Genomic DNA, 22,435 nt, shown 5'->3' with positions numbered 1-22,435 from the left:
GGCAAACTGAGTTCAGTTCAATGACGAAGCGATATGACCATGTACACATTTGAGCAATTTGGTTACGGGGTCGATTTGACCTTTCTCTGTCGCACTCTCGGGGTGCTGGGATTTGTGTCCTATATGGCGGGGTATACGGCGTTGCAGCTTCGGCTGATTGACGGTGATGGGCTGATGTATTCGTTCAGCAAAGTGTTGGGAGCGACACTTGTGTTGATAAGCCTATCTGCCGATTTCAATTTGTCAGCAGCGCTTATTCAGGTGTCGTTCTTGATGATCGGATGCGTTGGGATAGCGCTTCGATTGCGTGAAAGGCGACGCCATCTGCGGCTTGACCGGGCCGCAAAACGCAACACTGGGGGATCCCCTGTTTTGCACCGTGAACTGGCCTAAGGGCCAGTTCACATCATTTTATACTGGTTTAATACTGTGCGCTGATCCAGTTGTCGGCCCACATCTTCCTGAAACTGAACCCGCCCTAAGGACCTCTTAGGTGCGGGTTTTTTTTCGGCGCGGTTTTTTCGACATGGGGCAGTGCGCGAAAGGTTTGCGGCCCTTTTATCGGCTATTTCTTGATCTTCAGCGTGACGGCAAAGATCGCGTCTTGGGCTTTGAATTTAAATGAAATTTCATCCACCATTTTGCACGGGCCACACCATTCTTTGACCAAGGGGGATGCCATTACGTCTTCCATATTGACCTTGCCGCAACACTCCTGACCTGCGAGGTGCTTGGCAATGACCTCTGCCAGATACATCGCACCGTCTTTGCCTTTTAGGCCGTTCAGTTTCTTAAGCTGCCCGCCGGACAGTGAAAGCGGCTTGATTGGGCGAGATCCCGGGTCCTTTTTGATAATGATGTCGATCCCCGAGATCGGATCATTCCCGCCAATGGCATTTGCGGGCAGGGCAGAGAGAGCAGCAAGCGACAGCGCGCTGGCCCCCATTAAAATCATGTTGCGGCGGTTGGTCATGAAAATTCCTTTCGGGGTTAAATATGATGTCCGCACGCTGGCAAATTGGGTGTTGTTATTCAATATCACTCTGGCATTTGACAGTTTCCATACCCTGAAACGCAAAACGCCCCGGCAATGGCCAGGGCGTTTTTTAGTTATAGGTAAAAGACTTACCCGATTGCGGCGGCTTTCACGTCGTCGTCGATAAAGGGCAGGTATTGTCCAAAGTTTTCTTTGAACATCGCCACCAGTTTTTGCGCTTGCACGTCATAGGCGGCGGCATCATCCCAAGTGCGGCGTGGGTCAAGCAAAAGATCGGCGACCCCTTCTACCTTTACAGGCACTTCAAAGCCAAAGTTTTCATCCTTGCGGAATTCGACATCAACCAATGTCCCTTCCAACGCTGCGGTCAGCAGGCCGCGGGTGGCGCGGATCGGCATCCGTGACCCGGTGCCATAAGCCCCCCCAGTCCAACCGGTGTTCACCAGCCAGCAGGTTGCGCCATGCGACGCGATCTTTTCGCGCAACAGGTTGCCGTAAGCTTCTGGACGACGCGGCATGAAGGGCGCGCCAAAACAGGTTGAGAAGGTGGGTTCAGGTTCCGTCACACCACGCTCGGTGCCCGCAACCTTGGACGTAAAGCCCGACAGGAAGTGGTACATCGCTTGGGCTGGTGTCAGACGCGCGATCGGAGGCAGAACACCAAAGGCATCACAGGTCAGCATGATGATGTTCTTGGGGTGTCCGCCGATCGAGGTTTCCGATGCGTTAGAGATGTAGTGCAGCGGATAGGCGCAACGCATATTGGCGGTCAGGCTGTCGTCTTCAAAATCCAGATCTCTGGTTTCTTTGTCAAAGACCATATTTTCGACCACGCTGCCAAATTTCGTCGTGGTGGCATAAATCTCCGGTTCCGCTTCGGCCGACAGGTTGATGGTCTTGGCATAACACCCGCCTTCAAAGTTGAAGGTGCCATCGTCGGACCAGCCGTGCTCGTCGTCGCCGATCAGCGTGCGGTTGGGGTCAGCGGACAGTGTGGTTTTCCCGGTGCCAGACAGGCCAAAGAAAACAGCCGAGTCCACCGGGTTGCCCGTGGCGTGGTTGGCCGAGCAGTGCATCGGCATCACACCTTTTTCCGGCAACAGATAGTTGAGCAGGGTAAAGACCGATTTTTTGTTCTCACCCGCGTATTCCGTGCCACCGATCAGGATGATCTTGCGCTCGAAATTCATCGCAATGACTGTTTCCGAACGGCAGCCATGTTTGGCCGGATCCGCTTGGAAGCTGGGAAGGTTGATCACGGTGAAATCGGAAATGAAATCATCCAGATCTTCGCGGTCAGGACGGCGCAACATGGTGCGGTTGAACAGGCTGTGCCAGGCCAGTTCGGTGATCATGCGCACGTTGATGGCATATTTGGGGTCCGCGCCACCGATCAGATCTTCTACGAAGTAATCTTTGCCCTTCATGTGCGCAAGCATGTCAGCATAAAGCGCATCAAACGCTTCCGGGCTCATTTCCCCGTTGGCATCCCACCAGATGTGTTCGGCAACATTGTCGGTGCGTACGATGTGTTTGTCTTTGGGCGAGCGGCCTGTGAACTTACCGGTCTCGACCAGCAGTGCGCCGCCATTGCCCAAGTGACCTTCGCCACGCTTCAGCGCCTCTTCCAAGAGCGCCGGCTCCATCAGGTTATAATAGACATTGCCCAGCCCTGAGATGCCTTGATCGTCCAAGCTGTGTGCTGGGTTTACCCGTCCAGTGGTCATAAGTTCGCTCCTGTCGCCGGTCCGTCATATCCCCCGGCGTATCTGTTCACATGAAACCGTATGGTCTGCCCCATGATCAGAAATGATTTCGGGCCATACGCGCCAACCCTCATGTGAACGAGGGTGGTGTGGCGGCTATAGCATGGGCGGCTAAGAAGGGAATAGGTCGCATCCGCGCAGTTAGCGCAACCAGCGATTTGTTTGCGCAAACTCGGTGAATGTCTTTGGGTTTGTCATGACTAAGGTGAGACATATTCGCCATGATTTTACCAATTCCGGGTTTCAATAGATGCGTGGGGATGCGCGATTCGCAGTTCCTTATTGATTCTCAAGGCCGAAACCGGGATTATGGCTAAAAAAAGACAGTACAGATAAAACAAATGAGCAGCACAAGGAGACCTCTATATGTCGAGGATCGCACTTGTTGACGACGACCGCAATATTTTGACGTCGGTGTCGATAACGCTTGAGGCCGAAGGCTTTGAGGTCGAAACATATAACGATGGCCAATCCGCGTTGGATGCGTTCACCAAACGTATGCCCGATATGGCCGTGTTGGATATTAAAATGCCCCGCATGGACGGCATGGATCTGCTGCAACGCTTGCGGCAGAAAACATCAAACCTGCCGGTGATCTTCCTAACCTCAAAAGATGATGAGATTGACGAGGTTCTGGGCCTGCGCATGGGGGCCGATGATTACGTCACCAAACCGTTTTCTCAGCGCCTGCTGGTCGAACGCATCCGTGCGCTGTTGCGTCGGCAAGAGGTGCGGATCAATGACGAGGCCGGTGAGGTCGAGGAAAGCAAAGTCCTTGATCGCGGCGATCTGACCATGGATCCCCTGCGCCACGCGGTGACATGGAAAGGCAATGCCGTGTCGCTGACTGTGACAGAGTTTCTGCTGCTGCAGGCCCTTGCCACACGACCGGGATTTGTGAAAAGCCGCGATCAGCTGATGGATGTCGCCTATGATGATCAGGTCTATGTGGATGACCGGACCATCGACAGCCACATCAAACGTCTGCGTAAAAAAATGCGGACCGCGGATAAAGAATTCTCGGCCATCGAGACGCTTTATGGCATCGGCTATCGCTATAACGAAGAATAGCCACGCACCGGGTGAACAAAACTGGGGAAGACATTGCGCGACACCAAAACCTCATCAGGGTCTGACGTTGTTCTCGGCGAAGACTGGGTTGGCCCCCAAAGTACCGTCGAGACCGAGATGCGTGACAAACGTGCGCGGCGCGGGCTGATTTCGATCAACCGCTCGCCTTTGGCACGGAAAATCATCACATTTAACCTGCTGGGGCTGATGGTTCTGGTGGCGGGTGTCCTGTATCTTAATCCGTTTCGCGACAGCCTTGTGTTGCAACGCGAACGGGGATTGGTGGTCGAGGCGGAATTGATCGCGGATGTGTTCGAAGCACAGTTGCGCGATGGGTTGGCCTTGTCAAACGCCACGCCCGATCCGGTGCCTGTACCCTCAGATGCGGCCCAAGCTGCGAGCGATACAGAAACGCCACTGGCCGCCGAACCCACCGCGTCGTCTGTGACGCCGGCAGGCACGGCCTTGGATGTCGCCGCAACCCTTTCGGCGCTAAGCCTGCAAGAGGGGTTGGAAGTCTTTGTCTTTGATGGGGCCGAGACGCTTTTGGCCAGCTCCGTTGGCCAGACCCGCGCCTCCGCCACGCCCGTGAACGGCTTGCAACCCGACCTGCGCTCTACAATCATCACCGACATGCTGAACAGCTTGTGGGAAGGCGTCTCTTCGCTGCTGACCAATGAGGTCGACAGCGACACCACGCTGGACCGTGAAGCGATTGTGCGCGAATTGCTGGCGGGCACTTTGGCGGGCTCTACCCATGTGGCCCCCGGTGTGGAAAGTAAGGGGGGAACCGTCTTTTCCGTCGCCACGCCGATTTTGCAAAATGGTGTGCCTGTGGGCGTTGTTGCGGTGACCTCTGCGGCGGGCGAGCTTGATTTGCTGGTGCGCAATGAACGTGAGCAGCTGCTCCAGATGTTTGTGATTGCGATCCTCGTGTCGATTGGGCTGAGCCTCGTGCTGGCGTCGACCATTGCCAATCCACTGTCTGACCTTGCGGCTGCGGCCGAACTCGGCCGGGATAAAAATGCGAAAAAGGTCAATCCGGGCCGGGTGCGCATTCCCGACCTGTCAGGTCGTCCAGATGAAATTGGCCGCTTGTCTGCCGCGCTGCGTGGCATGGTCGCCGCGCTTTACGACCGGATCGACAGCAACGAACAATTTGCCGCTGACGTGTCGCATGAGATTAAGAACCCGCTCGCCTCATTGCGCTCCGCTATCGGCACGCTCCGCTTGGCGAAAAAGGATGAACATCGCGACAAACTTTTGGATGTCATTGACCATGATGTGCGCCGTCTGGACCGTCTGGTCAGCGATATTTCCAACGCCTCGCGACTGGACAGCGAATTGGTCAAAGAGGATGAGGAACAGTTCAACCTTTTGAAAATGCTTGGGAATATCACCGAGTATCTGGGTGGTGAAGCCAATGACAAAGGTGTGGATTTCATCACCGACATGCCACCGAAACCCATTATCGTCAGCGGGCTAGAGGCCCGTTTGGCGCAGGTGTTTGTGAACCTGATCACCAACGCGCTGAGCTTTTGTGAAGACGGGGATGCGATCCGCGTTTGGGTGCGCAAACGCGACAATCGTGTGTTGGTTGTGGTCGAAGACACCGGTCCCGGCATCCCGGATCAGGCGCTTACAAAAGTGTTCAAACGCTTTTATTCCGAGCGTCCTGAGAACCAATTTGGCAATAATTCCGGCCTGGGTCTGTCTATTTCCAAACAGATCATCGAGGCGCATGGCGGCGTGATCTGGGCCGAGAACATTCGTCCCACAGATGCGGATGTGACCTCTGAACCCCTGGGTGCGCGCTTTGTTGTGGGTCTGCCAGTGTGAACCGTGGGCGTGCGACGCAAGATGCGGTTTTGCACGCCACCTCTGTTGCAATTGACGGTCATGGGGTCCTGATTGTCGGCCCGTCTGGCGCCGGGAAATCCTCGCTTGCGCTGGAGCTGATTGGGCTGGGTGCGACCCTGATTTCGGATGACCTGACCCGCGTGACATTGCAGGGCGATATCCCCGTGGCCCATGCGCCGGATCAGATGCGCGGTGTGATCGAGGCGCGCGGTCTTGGCCTGATCCATGTCCCGATGCAAGAGCAGGCTCCCGTCAAGCTGGTGGTGGATCTGGCAGAGGTAGAAGAAGAGCGCCTGCCGCCCTCACGCCCCGTCACATTCGTGGTCAATCAGCCGGTTAAGACCGTTTGGCGGGTTGACGCCGCTTCGTTTCCCAGTGCCTTATTTAACATGATCAAATACGGCAGATATGAGCACGATCATGGAACGTAACGCAGACCCCTCGACCTCAACCACACCGCGCGTGGTGCTGGTCACTGGACCGTCCGGGGCAGGGCGCACAACGGCGGTGCGGGTGCTTGAGGACGTCGGATATGAGGTGATCGACAACCTTCCCCTGTCCTTGGTGCACCGGGTGCTGACGGGACCTGCGCTGACGCACCCCATCGCTTTGGGGGTGGATGTGCGCAACCGCGACTTCTCCACCGAGATGATGCTTGAGGTGATTGAAGATCTGCGCGAAGACCCGCGCTATGAGATGGAGTTGCTTTATCTCGATTGTTCAGACGATGTGTTGGTGCGTCGCTATTCGGAAACGCGCCGCCGTCACCCCTTGGCCCCAGCCGAAACCCCCAACGAGGGCATCCACCGCGAGGGGCAATTGCTTGAACCCGTGCGCGGGCGGGCCGACATTCTGATCGACACAACCGAATTGTCGCCACATGACCTGAAAGAAGAGGTGCTGCGGTGGTTGTCGATCTCGGGCACAGAAGAACTTGCGGTGTCCGTGCATTCCTTCAGCTATAAACGCGCGGTCCCTCGCGGGCTTGATATGGTGTTCGATGCCCGCTTCTTGCGCAATCCCCATTGGGATCCCACATTGCGTGCCTTGGACGGGCGCACCGACCAAGTGGCCGAATATGTGGCCGAAGACGCACGGTTTGCACCTTTCTTTGAGAAGGTCAGCGATCTGGTCGAGTTTTTGTTGCCAGCTTACGGCGATGAGGGCAAATCGCATCTGGCCATTGGGTTCGGTTGCACGGGCGGCAAGCATCGCTCGGTTGCCTTAACGGAAAGATTGGCAAAGGCCCTTGCACATAAGGGATGGCAGGTGTCAATTAGACACCGGGAATTGGAGCGTCACCTGGACAGGGGCACGCCACAGACATCGGGGAAGCAGGCTTGATCGGAATAGTGATCGTTGCACATGGCGGGTTGGCCAGCGAATATCTGGCAGCGGTGGAACATGTTGTTGGCCGCCAGCAGGGTATGCTTGCCATTTCGACGGCGGCCGAACTGGACCGGGATGCAAAGAAAAACGAGATTTGCGCGGCTGCTGATCGGGTCGATAGTGGTCAGGGGGTCGTGGTTGTGGTCGATATGTTTGGCGGATCGCCCGCAAATCTGTCACTGCCGGCCTGTTGCAAAAACGATCGGCGCATCCTTTACGGTGCAAACCTTCCCATGCTGGTCAAACTGGCGAAATCGCGCCATCTGCCGGTGGAACGGGCCACAGAAATGGCCCTCACGGCGGGTCGCAAGTATATTGACTGCATTCACGCAGGTCAGGAGTAAACATCCCATGAGCAACAATCGCGTTCTTGAGATCATCAATGTCAAAGGCCTGCATGCCCGCGCATCCGCGAAATTTGTTGAAACCGTAGAGGCGCATGACGCCCATGCACGGGTCGAAAAAGACGGGCTTGAGGCTGAGGGGGACAGCATTATGGGGCTGTTGATGCTGGCGGCGTCACAAGGCACAAGCATTCAGGTCGAAACCTCTGGTCCCGACGCTGGAAAGCTGCTTGAAGCATTGGATGCATTGGTCTTGGATAAGTTCGGCGAAGGCATGTAAGGCCGGTTGGCCAAACACCAGACAAGGTGAGCAGACGTGACGCAGACAGACCTGACCTCTGAACAAAAGAAAAAAGACGGTGGCATATCGTTTACGCAATATGACCGTCGCAGCCTGACCTATTCCAGCTCTCTGAACAGCGGGTTTCAGTCGATTGTCATCAAAATCATGGAATGGTTGACGGGCAAATTGTCGATCATTCGCATGGTGCGTCAGGTCGAAAAACGGGGCGCGCCCAAAGGGCAGGCGTTCTGGAAATCCTGTCTGGACGTGATGGGTATTCCGGTCAACACGCCGCAGGATGAACTTGATAATATCCCCAAAGATGGCCCCGTGGTTGTGGTGGCCAATCACCCCCACGGGCTGGTCGACGGCATGATTCTGGCGGAACTGATTGGTCGGCGGCGCGATGATTACCGCATCCTGACCCGTGCCATTCTGGACGGCATCGACGAGGTTGCCTCCAGCTATATGATCCCGGTGCCCTTCCCGCATGAAGCGGACGCGCAGAAAAAGATGGTGGCGATGCGGGCCGAGGCGATGGGCTGGCTGAAATCTGGTGGGTTGATCACCTTGTTTCCCTCGGGCGTTGTGGCCTCTAGCGATACTCTGATGGGGCCGGTGATTGAACGGGAATGGAATGTCTTTACGGCGCAGTTGATCCGTCGATCCGGCGCCAAAGTTGTGCCGATTTATTTTTCGGGATCAAACTCGCGCTGGTATCAAATTGCCAACCGGCTGTCGGCGACCTTGCGGCAGGGACTGTTGCTGCATGAGATTGTAAACAGTTGCAACAAACCCCAGCGTCCAGTTGTGGGAAAACCGCTCACGGATGAAGAGATGAAGCTGCTGGAAACGGATCCGCGTGGCTTTATGACCTGGCTGCGCGCGCGCACGCTTCAGCTGAGAGAAAACTGACCCAATTTTTGGAATGACGTTAGGGAAATGGTCAGAGAATTTGCCTATGGAAGACAGGTAATGCTTGTCCCCGGAGGCTTTTCACCATGTCGAAGTTTCGCATTCGAGATATCAGAATATCTCGTGCAATTTTCATCGTCCCGCTGGTTCCGCTCGTCATCGTCGCCATTCTTGCAACGGTCCTGATCGGGGAAAAATATCGAGAGTTGCAGCAACTCGGAAATGTGCAAAGACTAATTTCCCCGGTGATATTGATCTCGGCGGCGGTGCATGAACAGCAAAAAGAACGCGGTGCGACGGCGGTTTATCTGGCCTCAGAAGGCAAGCGTTTCATGTCGGAACTCAAGGCTCAACGGCTTGAGACCGATAAGAAACATGCGGCAATCATCGACTATCTTGAAAACGAAGATTTATCTGCTGTTGATCTGGCGTTTTGGGAACATCTTCAAAACCTGAAACGGCGATTTGCAGAGGTAGGGGACTTGCGCGCGCAGGTTGATACACTGCTCGTCACCCCGAAAACTGCGATTGAAAATTACACCACGCTGAATTCGGACATGCTGGATCTTATACATCATGTGGCGCGTGTCAGTGATGATCGCATCATCTCGCAGGCGACGGATGCCTTTTTCCGGTTTCTGAAAGGAAAAGAACAAGCCGGGCTTGAGCGTGCCATTGGCTCGCAGGGCTATACACTGGGGGCCTTTTCTCTGGACGACTTGATGCGGTTAAGGGGACTTATTGCGATGCAAGAGGTGCATTTTGACAGCTTTAAGTCGAGCGCATCGCCCTCTCAGGTGGCTGCGTTCAACGAAGTTCTGCAGTCGCCTGCCGCGAAAACTGTGGCAGACCTAAGAGAGCTTGCGCTGACAAAAGGTCTTGACGCTGCGCTGGGTGACCATACCGGAGAGGAGTTCTTTCAGGCGCAAACCACCCGGATCAACATGTTGAAAGACATCGAAAATACAATGTCTTCTGACATCCAAAACATCACGGTCGCGCAGCAAAGCCATGCTCAGTCGCGCCTGTATCTTGCGGTCGGCAGCGTTCTCTTGGGGGGGCTTTTTGCTTTGGGGGTTTCGCTAAGTTTTGCCCGGGTCATTCGCTCTGGGTTTGGGCAAGTTGTGACCTCGGCACAACGCTTGGCCGAGGGGGATCTGGAAATGACATTGCCAACCAAACGCCCCAACGAATTTGGCGATGTGATCGCCGCACTAGAGGTGTTTCGTGACAACAGTCTTGAACGGCGCAGACTTGCCGCGCGCGAGCTGGAGGCCACCCAAGCCCGAGAAATCGCCAAACGTGAGGATCAGGAACGTGAAGCGGAACGGGCGCGCAAAGAAATGGAACGAGAGCGCCAGCACAACAGCGAACGCGAGGAACAATTGGCGCTGGAAACCGCATTTGCAGAGCAGATCGCGACCGTGGTTGCGGCCTGCGCGCGCGGTGAATTTGATCAACGTCTTTCGCTTCAAAACACAACGGGCACCTTGGCGGGGATCGGTGCCGGGCTCAATCAGGTTTGTGAGATCACTGAAAACGGGCTCAAACAGGTTGAAAAAGCGCTGGAATATCTTGCAGAAGGCGACCTGACCTTCCGTATGACGGGTGAGTATCAAGGCGTATTTGGCACGATCCAACGTCGTGTGAATGGCTCAATGATGAGCCTGTCGGAAAGCTTTGCGCGGGTGCGCGACAGTGGCGAGGTGATCAACGGTTCGGCCCGAGAAATTGCCGGTGCCGCACAGGATCTGGCAAGGCGCACAGAGCAAGCGGCCGCCACGCTGGAACAGACCGGTGCCGCAATAAAGGCCCTCTCGGGATCAGTCAGCAGTTCAGCAGAATTGGCGTCAGAGGCCAACGTGGCGGCCGCAGCTGCGAATGAGGAAGTGCTTGCCGGAAATGAGCTGGTGCAGCGAACCGTCACGGCCATCCGCGAGGTACATAAATCGTCGAAGTCCATTGGGGCAGCCATTCGTTTGATTGACGATATTACCTTTCAGACCAACTTGTTGGCGCTGAATGCGGGGGTTGAGGCAGCGCGCGCGGGCGAGGCTGGCCGAGGCTTTGCCGTGGTGGCCTCTGAGGTGCGGGATCTGGCGGCTCGCTCTGCAAATGCCTCAAAAGAAATTTCAGAGCTCATTCGATCTAGCGAAAGCCAAGTGGATCGCGGGGTCCGCCTGGCGGATCAGACCGGTGAGGCACTCCAATCCATTTCAGGCTCCGTCGGGGGAATTGCGCAGCGTGTCGAAGAGATCGCAAACTCCGCAGCGGACCAATCGACCGGCATTTCCCAAATCAACGTCGCCACCGATCAATTAGATCAGGTCACACAACAAAACGTTGCGATGGTTGAAGAGGCGAGCGCAAGTAGCGTTTCTTTGCGGGTGGAGACTGAAAAGCTCGAGGGTGTTATCACAGACTTCAAACTGGCCGATATCCCGGTGCACTCAGATCTGGGTGGACAAACTCAGGATCTGGTCGCCTGAACTGCATGTCGCGTTTGCCGTCCGATATGCGCAGGTGAAGCGAGCTGGTGATTTTCCGGATATGCACGGATAGAAGAGCGGCGCTTGGCGGCCGTCTTCACGCTCTGTCGGGCGATTTTTTGCACGACATGCTGCGCCCGATTGGCCGCGAGCAGCAATTATGTTTTGCGATGGTGAGAGGCACCCAAACCGATCTGCATTTTAATCATTGCCAGGGTTCGGACGAGGTCAATTGGTGGGTTTTATTGCCTCTCGAACTGTAAGGCATTGAGCAATAAGAACGAATACCAACTCTTAAATCTTTCCTAAGAAAATCATTTCCATTCGACCATTAGCGATATCGCAAGGGATTTGGTCGAATCTCACTCTTGGGTGAATAAAATGGAGTGGGTGAAAATGGCCTATCAGAGTCTGGGCGATACGTCGCTAGAGTACTATCCGTGCCGCTATGGGGCATCGAAAATCTTGTTTCGCGGACCGCAAAGAACGTTGGAGGGTGACTATATCGCTGTCCTCGGAGGCAGCGAAACATATGGGAAGTTTGTGCAATATCCTTATCCGGATTTGATGGAAGGGCTACTGGGTAAGCCTGTTATCAATTTCGGTTGCATGAATGCTGGTGTTGACGTGTTTTCGCACGAACAAACCCTACTGGATGCCTGTAATCACGCATCCCTTACGGTGTTTCAAATACCCGGAGCTTTGAACTTGTCGAACCGATTTTACGCGGTGCATCCACGCCGGAATGACCGCTTTCTACGGGCGTCAAACCTGTTGAAAACAATCTATCGCGAGGTGGATTTTACCGAGTTCAATTTCACGCGACACATGTTGAAAACGCTTCAGGATCTGTCCGAGGAAAAATTCGCAATGGTCGAGATGGAATTGAAAGAGGCTTGGGTCGGGCGCATGAAATCATTGGTCGCCCGTGTTGAAAGCCCGATGGTTTTACTGTGGCTGTCAGAACGCTCGATCGCCGACCCGGGTCCCGATGGTATCCTTGGCGCCGACCCGGTGTTGGTGGATGAGGATATGGTTAACGAGGTCCGGCCTTTTGTGCAGGATGTGGTTGAGGTGGTGGTGTCGCCTGATGATATCCAGATGGGACGGCAAGAGCTCGTCTATCCCGAAATGGACAAGGCTGCGGCCAATGCGATGCTGGGTGCCGTGGCGCATGACCTTGCGGCGGATGCTTTGGTCAATAGTCTGCGATCTTAAGGGATTGTTTTAAAAGAAAAAGGCCCGCCAATATGGCGGGCCTTTTGAGTTCAGGAGCTGTGAAACTTACCCGAGTTTTTCGGTCAGTGCAGGGACAGCTTCAAAGAGGTCAGCAACAAGGCCAAAGTCCGCAACCTGGAAGATCGGCGCCTCTTCGTCTTTGTTGATCGCAACGATGATCTTTGAATCTTTCATCCCTGCAAGGTGCTGAATAGCGCCCGAGATGCCCACAGCGATGTAGAGATCCGGTGCCACAACCTTACCGGTTTGACCCACTTGCCAATCGTTTGGTGCGTAACCTGAATCGACCGCGGCGCGCGAGGCCCCAACAGCGGCGTTCAGCTTGTCAGCCAAGGTTTCGATCAGTTTAAAGTCGTCTTCCGACCCAACACCACGACCACCAGACACAACCACACCAGCCGACGTCAGCTCGGGGCGGTCGGATGCGGCAACCTTGTCTTCAACCCATTCCGACAGGCCGGGGTTTTCGGCGGCAGAGACGGTTTCAACCGCAGCAGAACCACCCTCGCCAGCCGCATCAAAGGTTGATGTGCGGAAGGTTATGACCTTTTTCGCGTCCGAGGACTTCACGGTTTGCACCGCGTTGCCCGCGTAAATTGGACGTTCAAAGGTGTTGGCGTCAACCACACCCGAGGCATCCGAAATCACCATCACATCCAAAAGGGCGGCCACGCGGGGCATCACGTTTTTGGCGTCGGTGGTGGCGGGGGCAACGATGTGCTCATAGTCGCCAGCCAGCGATACGATCAGGGCCGCAGTCGATTCGGCCAGGCGGTGACCCAATGATGCATCCTCGGCAACCAAAACGCGCGCAACACCGTCGATTTTTGCGGCAGCATCGCCAGCTGCGGCAGCCGTGGCGCCAGCAGCCAGAACCGTCACATCACCCAGCGATTTCGCCGCGGTGACAGCCTTGGCGGTGGCGTCCAGCGCCAATTCGCCATTGTTAACCTCTGCGAGAAGAAGAACAGCCATTATACAGCCCCCGCTTCTTTAAGTTTCTCTACAAGCTCGTCAACCGAACCCACGATGATCCCAGCCGCGCGCGAGGCAGGCTCGCTGGTGGAGACGATTTCCAAACGAGGGGTCACGTCAACGCCGTAATCCGCCGCGGTTTTCTCATCCAATGGCTTTTTCTTCGCTTTCATGATGTTCGGAAGCGAGGCGTAGCGTGGTTCGTTCAGGCGCAGATCCACAGTGATGATGGCTGGCATCTTCACGTTAATGGTTTGCAGACCACCATCCACTTCGCGGGTCACTTTGGCGGTGTCGCCGTCAATGTCCAGCTCGGATGCAAATGTACCTTGTGACCAACCCAACAGCGCCGACAGCATCTGGCCGGTGGCGTTCATGTCGTTGTCAATCGCTTGCTTGCCTGCCAAAACCAGACCGGGCTGTTCTTCTTCAACAACTTTGGCAAGGATTTTCGCAACAGCCAGCGGTTCGATGTCCGTGTGAACATCGTCAGCAGCGTTGACCAGAATGGCGCGATCAGCCCCCATCGCAAGCGCGGTGCGCAGCGTTTCCTGGGACTGTTTCACACCGATCGAAACCACGACGATTTCGTCAGCTTTACCAGCTTCCTTCAGGCGAATGGCCTCTTCGACGGCAATCTCGTCAAAGGGGTTCATCGACATTTTTACGTTGGCAAGATCGACACCGGTTCCGTCCGCTTTTACACGAACTTTCACGTTATAGTCGATCACGCGCTTAACAGGTACAAGCACCTTCATTGGCGTGTCTCTCCCAGTTATGCCCCGTGGGGCGGTCATGCTCTCGCGATACGTTTACCGACTCGCGCCCGTCAAAAACAGCGCAAAATCGTCACGTCTTGTCCTAAGGACGCCGCGTTTTTTGTTTTTGGCGGGGATTCTTTGCGAGAATGTTTCCGCTGTGCAGCATTTTGTTGCGATGGGTTTCGAGAGAACGCCGCGCGAGTCGACTATCTGTTCGCCCCCGGCACCCAAAGCACATCCGCTTTCCCGCCGTCATTCGCCATGCGTGCGGCGACAAAACACCAATCCGACAGACGGTTGAGGTATTTGACCGCCACGGGGTTCACCGCTTCCACCGACGCAAGCTCGGTCGCCAAGCGTTCAGCCCGGCGTGACACCGTACGCCCCATGTGCAGATGCGCGGCCAGTGGCGACCCACCGGGCAGGATGAAACTGCGCAGAGGATCCAGCGCTTTGTTCATCACGTCAATTTCCGCTTCAAGCCGGTCCACCTGTTCTTGCGCCATGCGCAGTGGCGGATATTCGGCGTCCGCATCTTTGTCCATTTCTGGGCGACACAGATCTGCGCCCAGATCAAACAGGTCGTTTTGAATGCGGGCAAGCGCCGCGTCCACATCACCGTCCGCATGCAACCGCGCCACACCAATCACCGCGTTGGTCTCATCCACGGTGCCATAGGCCGTGACGCGCGCGTCATGCTTGGGGCGGCGCGAGCCATCGCCCAATGCGGTTTCGCCCGCATCACCGGTGCGGGTGTAAATCTTGTTCAGAACAACCATCAGTTTCCGCCTCGCAGCCAGATGAACAGCAAAATCAGCGCAATCGCCACCGCTTGCGCATAGACGCGATAGCGCATGAACCGGTTGGAGTTTTTGCGTGCAAATTCACCACCAACGCCAAACGTGCCGATGCCCATCAACAAGATGATCAAAACGGCGGCAATTGCCAGTATCATAACAACAAACAGCGGATCACTAAACATTGGTCTTCCTTCGGATGTTTGCCCATTGGATAGCCAGCCACAACCCAAAAAGCGAGCAGTAACTTCGCGGCAAAACGCACCAGCCCCTTTTCCCCTTTCCAAAAATATCCCGGGGTGAGGCCGCATGGCCGAGGGGCAGCGCCCCTTCTTAACCCTTTGGCGTCAACCGATCCAGCATGCGTGTGCTGAGAAGACGTTTGCCAATCCCCGCGATATAGGTGGCGCGCGTCACATAGTATCGCGGCCGGGGGCGGCGGTGTTCAAGCGCATGGATCAGCTTGTCTGTCACCGCCGAGGTCGGCAATTGGAACGGGTCGGGCTTGCCATTATTATCATAAAGTCGCTCGCGCAGCTTGACGTATAACCCAGCGCGCGGGCTGTTTTCCCAATCAATCCAGCGCTCAAAATGCGGGATCGAGTTTTCGCGGATTTTGGTGGGGATCGGGCCGGGCTCAACCAAAATGATCTCAATCCCGGTGCCGTCCATTTCCAGCCGTAAGGTATCTGTCAGCCCTTCAAGCGCAAACTTGGTTGAACTATAGGCCCCGCGCCACGGCATCGTGGCGATGCCCAGCACAGACGAATTGTTGACCACCCGGCCATGCCCTTGCGCCCGCATAATCGGCAAGCAAAGACGGGTCAGCGTGTGATAGCCAAACACGTTCACTTCGTAGATTTCGCGCAAGGCGGCGGTGGGCAAATCCTCAACCGCGCCGGGGGTGGCAAAAGCGCCGTTGTTAAACAGCGCATCCAGCGTGCCGCCGGTGCGGGTGATCACCTCGCCCATCGCGGCCTGCATCGAGGCGTCATCTGCGTAATCCAGACGAAAGCTTTCCAGCCCTTCGCTGCGCAAGCGCTCGCAGTCTTTTTCTTGTCGACAGGTCGCAAAGACCCGCCAGCCACGTTTGGCCAGACTGTGCGCGGCGTCATAGCCAATTCCAGAGGAACAGCCGGTGATGAGAACGGATTTTTTGGGTGTGTTTTGGGTCATCCCAACGGTCTCGCAATCCAGCGCAGGTCCGTCAATGAAAAAGGCAGTGAGGAAATGCTGGGGGGAAATTCTGGTGCGGGGGCCAAACGCAAATCGGCGCGCCCTTTGTGGGTCACGCCGACTGAGGTGCACCTGCTCGGGCCCGCCTCAAGAAAAGGCTGGATCAGCACATCACAGAAAGTCTGCGGTGTTATTTTTGTGCTGCCAGAAACTTTGACGCGACAAAGCCACGTTGGCCTGTGCTCACGACCCGAATTTGCGACCAACCGGGGGCGGCATCGCCCATGTTCACCACTTCATTGCCACGGGTCAGACGGCCAACAATACCGTTTTTGGTCGAGGGGCCCGCGCGCATGTTCACCGCGCTTGCCCGCACAACCATGGTTGGAAATCCAGAGGTCGCAGCAGGTGTGGCCGCAACAGGTGTCACCTGTGCCGCATTGGCCGCCATCAACTTGGCCGCCGCCACCGCGCGTGACGCTTGGCTGTTTGGATCAGCCGCCGCCACAGGTTTGCTGCGCGCCACCGTTTTGATCACTTTCGCAGGTTTTGGCGCCACCAAAATAGGTTGCTTCACCGCGGCTGAGACCGGTTCGATGGTTGATTGCTGGATGCCAGGCTCCATGCCAAGCCGATCCGCTGGCAGGTCAACATCCCGCCCAAAATGTAACATCGCGGCGCCCATGGCTCCCACGGTTAAAAAAGTTAGTTTAATAATACCCATAACGCTCCCCCTTAGGGCGGCACACTACAATTCACTTTTAAAATTTTTGCGGGGAAAGTATGACAGCATTCCCCTTAAGCAGCTTTACCGAAACCTTAGACCCCGATACACATCATTTATGACTGATCAGACCGAAGACCGCAATATCAAGAGTTTATCCGTGTCCGAACCGTTGCGCCGTGCCATCGGCGAACGCTATCTGACCTATGCTCTGTCCACCATTATGCACCGCGCGTTGCCCGATGCCCGTGATGGGTTGAAACCTGTGCACCGCCGCATCCTTTACGCGATGAACCGGCTGAAGCTGGCGTCAAATGGTAAGTTCCTGAAATCCGCCAAGATTTCCGGCGATACCATGGGGGATTTTCACCCGCATGGCGACGCGGCGATCTATGATGCGATGGCCCGTTTGGCGCAGGAATTCAACGTGCGTTACCCGCTTGTGGATGGGCAGGGAAACTTCGGCAATATTGACGGCGATAACCCGGCGGCGGCGCGCTATACAGAAGCGCGCATGACCATGGTGGCAGAGGCCATGTTGCAGGGCCTTGATGAAAATGCCGTGGATTATCGTGATAACTATGATGGTCGTTTGACCGAACCAGTTGTTTTGCCAGCGGAGTTTCCGAATCTCTTGGCCAATGGCTCCACCGGGATTGCGGTGGGGATGGCGACAAATATTCCACCGCATAATATATCCGAGCTGATCGACGCCTGCCTGCATATGATCAAAGTGCCGGACGTGCGCGACGACACCTTGCTGAACTATGTGCCCGGCCCGGATTTCCCGACCGGCGGTGTGATTGTGGAACCCGCAGACAACATCGCGCAGGCGTATCGCACCGGCCGCGGGTCGTTCCGGCTGCGTTGTAAGTGGGAGATTGAGGATCTCGGTCGTGGGCAATGGCAGATTGTCGTGACCGAAATTCCCTATCAGGTGGCGAAATCCAAATTGATCGAGAAGATTGCGGAAGTGATCCAGACCAAGAAGGTGCCGATCCTGGGCGACATCCGCGACGAATCGGCGGATGACGTGCGCATTGTGCTGGAGCCGAAATCGAAGAATATCGACCCGGACATGTTGATGAACATGATGTTCCGCAACTCTGATCTGGAAACGCGGTTCAGCCTGAACATGAACGTGCTGATTGACGGGGTCACGCCCAAAGTCTGCTCGATGAAAGAGGTGCTGCGCGCCTTTCTCGATCACCGTCGCGAAGTGCTGGGCCGCAGGTCCGTCTACCGGATGGAAAAGATCGACCACCGGCTTGAGGTGCTTGAGGGCTTTATCATTGCCTTCCTCAATCTGGACCGGGTGATCGACATTATCCGGTACGATGACGACCCCAAAGCGGCCTTGATGCGCGAAAACTGGTCGCAGGATTTCCCGCGCGCGATGTCTGAGGCGGATTATGTCGGCCCCAAACCGGGCGACGGCGAATTGTCCGAGGTTCAGGCCGATGCGATCCTGAACATGCGCCTGCGCAGCTTGCGCCGTCTTGAAGAGATGGAGCTGGTGAAAGAGCGCAACGCCTTGATGGAGGAACGGGCCGCGATTGAGGATCTTTTGGCGTCAGAAGACCTTCAGTGGGACAAAATTTCGGAACAGCTGAAACTGTCGAAAAAGACCTTTGGCAAAAACTTCGAAGGGGGCGCACGTCGCACGATGTTCGCCGAGGCCGGCGAGGCCGAAGAGGTGCCGCTTGAGGCGATGATCGAAAAAGAACCGATCACTGTGGTCTGCTCGCAAATGGGGTGGATCCGGGCGATGTCCGGCCATATCGACCTGACCCGCGAATTGAAATTCAAAGACGGCGACGGGCCACGGTTTGTGTTCCATGCGGAAACCACCGACCGGCTGTTGGTGTTCGATGCCAAGGGCAAATTTTACACCTTGTCTGCGGCCAACCTGCCCGGTGGGCGGGGCATGGGTGAACCGCTTCGCCTGATGGTGGATCTGCCCAATGAGGCTGAAATCGTTGATCTTTTCATCCACCGTCCCGAAGGCAAGCTGATTGTTGCCTCAAACGAGGGTAACGGATTTGTGGTGGGGGAAGCGGACGTTCTGGCGCAAACCCGCACCGGCAAACAGGTGCTGAACGTGGGCGACGGCCATGCCAAAGTCTGCGTCCCGGTGTCGGGCGATCACGTTGCGATCATGTCGGAAAATCGCCGCCTGTTGGTGTTTCCAATTGCTGAGCTGAATGAGATGACGCGCGGCAAAGGGGTGCGCTTGCAGAAATACCAATCCGCCCGTGGCAAACAGGGTTTGCTAGAGCTGGATGGTGGCCTGTCGGATCTTAAAACCTTTTCGATGGAAGAGGGGCTGTCGTGGCCCGCGGGTGAACGCACCCGCACCGAAGGCGACATGACCCCGTGGTTGGGCAAACGCGCCGGTGTTGGCAAAGCCCCGCCACATGGGTTCCCACGTAATAACAAGTTTGAGTAAGTCATGGTCCCCCGCGTGCTTCCCATTCGATACGCTGGGCGCGCGGGTGCCCTGTTCAAACTGGCGCTCAAGACCGGTCTTTTCACGCTGTTGACCCTTGGGTTTTACCGGTTTTGGGCGCGCACGCGTCTGCGCCGGTATTACTGGAGCGCCATTCGCCCCGGCGGCATTCCCCTTGAATATGTCGGGGATCCGATTGAAAAACTGCTCGGGTTTCTGGTCGCGGTGGTGTTCATGGCGTTTTACATCGGGGTGGTGAACCTGATCCTGATGTATTTCAGTTTTGCGCTATTTCAGGGCAATGGCATCGCCTATGTGCTCAGCTTTCTGGGCCTCGCGCCGATCATCTTTTTCGCCCAATATCGCGCGCGTCGCTACATCCTTGCGCGCACCCGCTGGCGGGGGATCAGGTTTGGGTTGGAACCGGGGGCAGGGGGCTATGTCTGGCGCTCTATTGTGCATTATGTGGTGGCGATCCTGAGCGTGGGGCTCAGCTGGCCACTGACCACGCTTTGGCTGGAAAAATACCGCGTGAACCGTACTTATTATGGTGATCTGCAATTTGTGCAGGGCGGAAAGCGCACGCTTTTGTTTGGTGCGATGCGGCACATTTATTATGCGCTGGGCCTGTCTGCCGTGGCGGGGGGGATGCTGGCACTGTCGGAAAATCCCGCCTGGGCGGCGCTGTTTTTGCTGACAGTCCCGTGGGCGATTTACGGCTGGGCCTATTGGCGCGCCGAAAGCTTTAAACGCATGACCGAAACCAAGGAATTGGGCGAGATCCGTTTTCGCACCAAACCCCGCCCCGGACGAATCATTGGCATCTATCTATTGGGCGGTTTGGTCCTGAACCTTGTGCTGTATGGGGTGTTGATCCTGGCGGTGGTTTTGGTGATTTTGGCCCTTGGCGGCACGGGTGGTTTTGATTTTGACCCTGAGCAAATCGCACAGCTTGGCACCGCGGCCACCCCGGCATTTGTGGCGATCTACTTCCTTGGTTTTGTGATGATCGGCGCGGCCACTCAGGCGCTGTTCACCCTGCCCATGACCCGCCACTTCGCCGAGGTGACGCAAGTGATTGACCCCAGCGCGCTGAACCGCATTCAACAACGGGATCGGGATGAATTTGCCGAGGCAGAGGGCTTTGCCGATGCCTTGGATGTGGGGGCCGCGATATGAGCAGTGATGTGGAAAATACCCGCGAAACCACCCGCGAATCTTATGATGGCTTTGCCGACTATGTCGCAGGCAAACGCGCGGTTCTGGCCCGCGTCGGGCTTACGGTCTCTGGCGTTGGGCTGGTGGTTCATCTTCCGGACGGTCGCCAAGAGATCTGGCCATGGGATGACCTGCGCGCCCTGAAAGACCAAGCCGACCGCGAGGGGGTGGTGATTTACAGATCAGGGGCGCAATTGGCGCGGTTGTTCGTGGCGGATGCGGCGCTCGCAAATGCCATCAAAACCCGCGCCACGGCCCTTGCACGCCGCACGCGCCCTGTGCCCTTGGCCAAACTGGCCGGCTGGGCCACGGCGGCGGTGGCATCGGTTGCGGTGATCATCTTTGTGCTGGTGCCCTTGATGGCCTCTCAACTTGCGGAATTCCTTCCGGCAGAGGGGGAAAAAGCGCTGGGCGATGCGACGCTTGAACAAATTCGTGTGGCTTTGGACGAAACTGGTTTGGGCAGCGGCGTGAACACCTGCCAGACCCCCCAAGGTCGTGCCGCCCTTGATGAGATTTACGCGCGAATCGCGCCAGAGATTGATCTGCCATACCCCGTAGAAATCCATGTGTTTGACCATGAACTTGTGAATGCTTTTGCGCTGCCCGGTGGGCATGTGGTGCTGTTTCGCGGGTTGATTGATACCGCACAAACCCCGGATGAAGTCGCGGCCGTTTTGGCCCATGAAATCGGTCATGTGGTGCACCGGGACCCCACGCGGGATGCGTTGCGATCTGCGGGTTCTCTGGGTGTTCTTGGGCTGCTCTTTGGGGATTTTGCGGGCGGCACCGTGGCGCTGATGCTGGCCAACCAATTGGTCAACGCAAGCTATTCCCAAGCCGCTGAAACGCGCGCGGATGAATTTGCCCACGGCGTGCTTGAGGCCGCAAATGTGACCCCTTCGGCGCTGGGCAGTTTCTTTAAGCGGATGCAGGATGAAAACGGCGATGTGGAAGGCTTTGCCGCCCATCTGTCGTCGCATCCGCAATTTGCCAAGCGCATCGCGGCGGCGGCATCAGCGGCGGATCGCGCGCATCAGTATGACCCGGTATTGTCCAAAGCTCAGTGGCGCGGTTTGCAGCGCATTTGTGGTGGATCTTCGCATGACGTGTCGGGTGACGAAGGGGACATGAGCGAGAGCGCCCCCGTCGACAACCCACGCCCAAACCGATCTGAACGCCCCGCGCGCAACCAAGAGGGTAAGGTAAAATGATCCGCCGCACTGCCCTGAAAACATGTTTCCTCGTGACCGTCGCCATGCTCGCGACAGGATGTGTGCGGCCCGCACCGCAAAAGGACGTACCAGACCCGATTGGGGCCTTTCGGCTGGGGCATGTCGTGGTGGTGGCGGATCAGGCCCAAGCGGGGCCTTTGTCACGCAAAGCTGACCCCGATGACTGGGAGGCGGTGCTGTCCGCCGCGCTTAAAGACCGGTTCCAGAATTATCAGGGCGCCGGCCTTTATCACATCGCCGTGAAAGTCGACGGATACATCCTGGCCCCCCCCGGCGTGCCGGTGGTGGCGGCGCCAAAATCCGTGGCCGTGCTTGGGGTCAGTATCTGGGATGATGCGGCGGGACGAAAACTGAATGAGAAACCGAAAACAATCACTGTTATTGAGAGTTTATCGGGGAAATCCCTTGTCAGTTCCGGTCTGACCATGACGTCAGAAGAGCAGATGCAAGACATCGCCATCCGCGCCGCAGCCCAAATTCAGGTCTGGCTTGAGGGAAACAAAGATTGGTTTTAGCCCGCCTTGGTGCACGCTAAGGCTTGATTTTTCTCTGCCAACCAAGTAATGAGCGCGCGATGATGATCCCGGGCTGACATAAGCCCCCCAAAAGACAAGGCGTAATACGCATGGCTAAGGAAAAGTTTGAACGTTCCAAACCGCACGTCAACATCGGCACAATTGGCCACGTTGACCACGGTAAAACCACTCTGACCGCTGCAATCACCAAATACTTTGGTGACTTCCAAGC

The 22,435-nt window shown here is 56.3% G+C and carries 23 protein-coding genes; 15 read left to right on the top strand and 8 right to left on the bottom strand.

What is annotated here, in order from left to right; translation table 11 throughout:
• The first annotated feature begins 33 nt into the window (after positions 1-33).
• The gene (locus KKW20_RS09675) at positions 34-393 is read left to right on the top strand and encodes a CBU_0592 family membrane protein (RefSeq protein WP_214567684.1); all 360 of its coding nucleotides are present in this window, start codon (positions 34-36) and stop codon (positions 391-393) included.
• Between the two features lie 172 nt (positions 394-565).
• Here the strand turns inward: KKW20_RS09675 and KKW20_RS09670 are convergent, their stop codons facing one another.
• The gene (locus KKW20_RS09670) at positions 566-973 is read right to left on the bottom strand and encodes a hypothetical protein (protein ID WP_214567683.1); all 408 of its coding nucleotides are present in this window, start codon (positions 971-973) and stop codon (positions 566-568) included.
• A gap of 152 nt (positions 974-1,125) precedes the next feature.
• Complete coding sequence (locus tag KKW20_RS09665; protein ID WP_214567682.1) at positions 1,126-2,724, bottom strand: phosphoenolpyruvate carboxykinase; 1,599 nt, start codon at positions 2,722-2,724, stop codon at positions 1,126-1,128.
• Between the two features lie 405 nt (positions 2,725-3,129).
• Between KKW20_RS09665 and KKW20_RS09660 the strand changes: the two genes are divergently transcribed.
• The 9 genes from KKW20_RS09660 to KKW20_RS09620 all read left to right on the top strand — a co-directional run bounded on the left by KKW20_RS09660 (position 3,130) and on the right by KKW20_RS09620 (position 12,332).
• Positions 3,130-3,834 (top strand): response regulator transcription factor, encoded by a 705-nt coding sequence (locus tag KKW20_RS09660; RefSeq protein WP_214567681.1) that lies wholly within the window; start codon positions 3,130-3,132, stop codon positions 3,832-3,834.
• 117 nt (positions 3,835-3,951) lie between these two features.
• Complete coding sequence (locus KKW20_RS09655; protein WP_214567947.1) at positions 3,952-5,673, top strand: sensor histidine kinase; 1,722 nt, start codon at positions 3,952-3,954, stop codon at positions 5,671-5,673.
• Entirely contained in the window at positions 5,670-6,125 is a 456-nt protein-coding gene (locus KKW20_RS09650; RefSeq protein ID WP_343207571.1) for an HPr kinase/phosphorylase, read from the top strand. Before KKW20_RS09655 ends, KKW20_RS09650 begins: the two co-directional genes overlap by 4 nt.
• A complete protein-coding gene (gene rapZ, locus KKW20_RS09645) occupies positions 6,103-7,038 on the top strand; it encodes an RNase adapter RapZ (protein ID WP_246534539.1) in 936 nt (311 codons plus the stop codon). The genes KKW20_RS09650 and rapZ overlap by 23 nt, the downstream gene beginning before the upstream one ends.
• Positions 7,035-7,427: a PTS sugar transporter subunit IIA gene (locus tag KKW20_RS09640; protein WP_214567680.1), complete on the top strand. Its 393-nt coding sequence runs from the start codon at positions 7,035-7,037 to the stop codon at positions 7,425-7,427. Before rapZ ends, KKW20_RS09640 begins: the two co-directional genes overlap by 4 nt.
• A gap of 7 nt (positions 7,428-7,434) precedes the next feature.
• Positions 7,435-7,707, top strand: coding sequence for an HPr family phosphocarrier protein (locus KKW20_RS09635; protein WP_214567679.1), 273 nt, complete (start codon positions 7,435-7,437; stop codon positions 7,705-7,707).
• A 36-nt stretch (positions 7,708-7,743) separates the two neighbouring features.
• Positions 7,744-8,625, top strand: coding sequence for a lysophospholipid acyltransferase family protein (locus tag KKW20_RS09630; protein WP_425514265.1), 882 nt, complete (start codon positions 7,744-7,746; stop codon positions 8,623-8,625).
• Between the two features lie 86 nt (positions 8,626-8,711).
• Positions 8,712-11,114 carry a methyl-accepting chemotaxis protein gene (locus tag KKW20_RS09625; protein WP_214567678.1) on the top strand — a complete coding sequence of 801 codons (2,403 nt, stop codon included), beginning with the start codon at positions 8,712-8,714 and terminating at the stop codon, positions 11,112-11,114.
• A gap of 396 nt (positions 11,115-11,510) precedes the next feature.
• Positions 11,511-12,332, top strand: a complete 822-nt coding sequence (locus tag KKW20_RS09620) for a DUF6473 family protein (RefSeq protein WP_214567677.1) — start codon at positions 11,511-11,513, stop codon at positions 12,330-12,332.
• Between the two features lie 66 nt (positions 12,333-12,398).
• Here the strand turns inward: KKW20_RS09620 and KKW20_RS09615 are convergent, their stop codons facing one another.
• The 6 genes from KKW20_RS09615 to KKW20_RS09590 all read right to left on the bottom strand — a co-directional run bounded on the left by KKW20_RS09615 (position 12,399) and on the right by KKW20_RS09590 (position 16,786).
• Entirely contained in the window at positions 12,399-13,328 is a 930-nt protein-coding gene (locus KKW20_RS09615; protein WP_214567676.1) for an electron transfer flavoprotein subunit alpha/FixB family protein, read from the bottom strand.
• The gene (locus KKW20_RS09610; RefSeq protein ID WP_214567675.1) at positions 13,328-14,086 is read right to left on the bottom strand and encodes an electron transfer flavoprotein subunit beta/FixA family protein; all 759 of its coding nucleotides are present in this window, start codon (positions 14,084-14,086) and stop codon (positions 13,328-13,330) included. Before KKW20_RS09610 ends, KKW20_RS09615 begins: the two co-directional genes overlap by 1 nt.
• 209 nt (positions 14,087-14,295) lie before the next feature.
• Positions 14,296-14,868, bottom strand: coding sequence for a cob(I)yrinic acid a,c-diamide adenosyltransferase (locus KKW20_RS09605; RefSeq protein ID WP_214567674.1), 573 nt, complete (start codon positions 14,866-14,868; stop codon positions 14,296-14,298).
• Positions 14,868-15,071 (bottom strand): twin transmembrane helix small protein, encoded by a 204-nt coding sequence (locus KKW20_RS09600; protein WP_214567673.1) that lies wholly within the window; start codon positions 15,069-15,071, stop codon positions 14,868-14,870. Before KKW20_RS09600 ends, KKW20_RS09605 begins: the two co-directional genes overlap by 1 nt.
• Positions 15,072-15,219: 148 nt before the next feature.
• Positions 15,220-16,062 (bottom strand): SDR family NAD(P)-dependent oxidoreductase, encoded by an 843-nt coding sequence (locus KKW20_RS09595; RefSeq protein ID WP_214567672.1) that lies wholly within the window; start codon positions 16,060-16,062, stop codon positions 15,220-15,222.
• A gap of 190 nt (positions 16,063-16,252) precedes the next feature.
• Positions 16,253-16,786 carry an SH3 domain-containing protein gene (locus tag KKW20_RS09590; protein ID WP_214567671.1) on the bottom strand — a complete coding sequence of 178 codons (534 nt, stop codon included), beginning with the start codon at positions 16,784-16,786 and terminating at the stop codon, positions 16,253-16,255.
• A 118-nt stretch (positions 16,787-16,904) separates the two neighbouring features.
• Here KKW20_RS09590 and KKW20_RS09585 point away from each other — a divergent pair, with 118 nt between their 5' ends.
• The 5 genes from KKW20_RS09585 to KKW20_RS09565 form a co-directional block, all read left to right on the top strand.
• Positions 16,905-19,235 carry a DNA topoisomerase IV subunit A gene (locus KKW20_RS09585; RefSeq protein ID WP_214567670.1) on the top strand — a complete coding sequence of 777 codons (2,331 nt, stop codon included), beginning with the start codon at positions 16,905-16,907 and terminating at the stop codon, positions 19,233-19,235.
• A 3-nt stretch (positions 19,236-19,238) separates the two neighbouring features.
• On the top strand, positions 19,239-20,414 hold the full coding sequence (locus KKW20_RS09580; RefSeq protein WP_214567669.1) for a DUF898 family protein: 1,176 nt from the start codon (positions 19,239-19,241) through the stop codon (positions 20,412-20,414).
• Complete coding sequence (locus KKW20_RS09575) at positions 20,411-21,667, top strand: M48 family metallopeptidase (RefSeq protein ID WP_214567668.1); 1,257 nt, start codon at positions 20,411-20,413, stop codon at positions 21,665-21,667. Before KKW20_RS09580 ends, KKW20_RS09575 begins: the two co-directional genes overlap by 4 nt.
• The gene (locus KKW20_RS09570; protein ID WP_214567667.1) at positions 21,664-22,203 is read left to right on the top strand and encodes a hypothetical protein; all 540 of its coding nucleotides are present in this window, start codon (positions 21,664-21,666) and stop codon (positions 22,201-22,203) included. Before KKW20_RS09575 ends, KKW20_RS09570 begins: the two co-directional genes overlap by 4 nt.
• Positions 22,204-22,313: 110 nt before the next feature.
• Positions 22,314-22,435, top strand: a 122-nt coding sequence (locus KKW20_RS09565) for a GTP-binding protein (RefSeq protein WP_246534559.1), incomplete at its 3' end; no start/stop codon positions are given.

It is taken from the genome of Aliiroseovarius lamellibrachiae (assembly GCF_018599245.1).
GTDB lineage: Bacteria > Pseudomonadota > Alphaproteobacteria > Rhodobacterales > Rhodobacteraceae > Aliiroseovarius > Aliiroseovarius lamellibrachiae.
Note: the sequence above shows the minus strand (reverse complement) of the source record. Positions and strands in the feature narration are given on the sequence as shown.

Excerpts from the sequence above, each read along its gene's own strand:
- rapZ (WP_246534539.1), top strand. The coding sequence starts at position 6,103 with ATGAGCACGATCATGGAACGTAACGCAGACCCCTCGACCTCAACCACA.
- KKW20_RS09605 (WP_214567674.1), bottom strand. The coding sequence starts at position 14,868 with ATGGTTGTTCTGAACAAGATTTACACCCGCACCGGTGATGCGGGCGAA.
- KKW20_RS09590 (WP_214567671.1), bottom strand. The coding sequence starts at position 16,786 with ATGGGTATTATTAAACTAACTTTTTTAACCGTGGGAGCCATGGGCGCC.
- KKW20_RS09595 (WP_214567672.1), bottom strand. The coding sequence starts at position 16,062 with ATGACCCAAAACACACCCAAAAAATCCGTTCTCATCACCGGCTGTTCC.
- KKW20_RS09575 (WP_214567668.1), top strand. The coding sequence starts at position 20,411 with ATGAGCAGTGATGTGGAAAATACCCGCGAAACCACCCGCGAATCTTAT.
- KKW20_RS09665 (WP_214567682.1), bottom strand. The coding sequence starts at position 2,724 with ATGACCACTGGACGGGTAAACCCAGCACACAGCTTGGACGATCAAGGC.
- KKW20_RS09585 (WP_214567670.1), top strand. The coding sequence starts at position 16,905 with ATGACTGATCAGACCGAAGACCGCAATATCAAGAGTTTATCCGTGTCC.
- KKW20_RS09615 (WP_214567676.1), bottom strand. The coding sequence starts at position 13,328 with ATGGCTGTTCTTCTTCTCGCAGAGGTTAACAATGGCGAATTGGCGCTG.
- KKW20_RS09620 (WP_214567677.1), top strand. The coding sequence starts at position 11,511 with ATGGCCTATCAGAGTCTGGGCGATACGTCGCTAGAGTACTATCCGTGC.
- KKW20_RS09655 (WP_214567947.1), top strand. The coding sequence starts at position 3,952 with ATGCGTGACAAACGTGCGCGGCGCGGGCTGATTTCGATCAACCGCTCG.
- KKW20_RS09660 (WP_214567681.1), top strand. The coding sequence starts at position 3,130 with ATGTCGAGGATCGCACTTGTTGACGACGACCGCAATATTTTGACGTCG.
- KKW20_RS09675 (WP_214567684.1), top strand. The coding sequence starts at position 34 with ATGACCATGTACACATTTGAGCAATTTGGTTACGGGGTCGATTTGACC.
- KKW20_RS09570 (WP_214567667.1), top strand. The coding sequence starts at position 21,664 with ATGATCCGCCGCACTGCCCTGAAAACATGTTTCCTCGTGACCGTCGCC.
- KKW20_RS09670 (WP_214567683.1), bottom strand. The coding sequence starts at position 973 with ATGACCAACCGCCGCAACATGATTTTAATGGGGGCCAGCGCGCTGTCG.
- KKW20_RS09635 (WP_214567679.1), top strand. The coding sequence starts at position 7,435 with ATGAGCAACAATCGCGTTCTTGAGATCATCAATGTCAAAGGCCTGCAT.
- KKW20_RS09625 (WP_214567678.1), top strand. The coding sequence starts at position 8,712 with ATGTCGAAGTTTCGCATTCGAGATATCAGAATATCTCGTGCAATTTTC.
- KKW20_RS09600 (WP_214567673.1), bottom strand. The coding sequence starts at position 15,071 with ATGTTTAGTGATCCGCTGTTTGTTGTTATGATACTGGCAATTGCCGCC.
- KKW20_RS09580 (WP_214567669.1), top strand. The coding sequence starts at position 19,239 with ATGGTCCCCCGCGTGCTTCCCATTCGATACGCTGGGCGCGCGGGTGCC.
- KKW20_RS09610 (WP_214567675.1), bottom strand. The coding sequence starts at position 14,086 with ATGAAGGTGCTTGTACCTGTTAAGCGCGTGATCGACTATAACGTGAAA.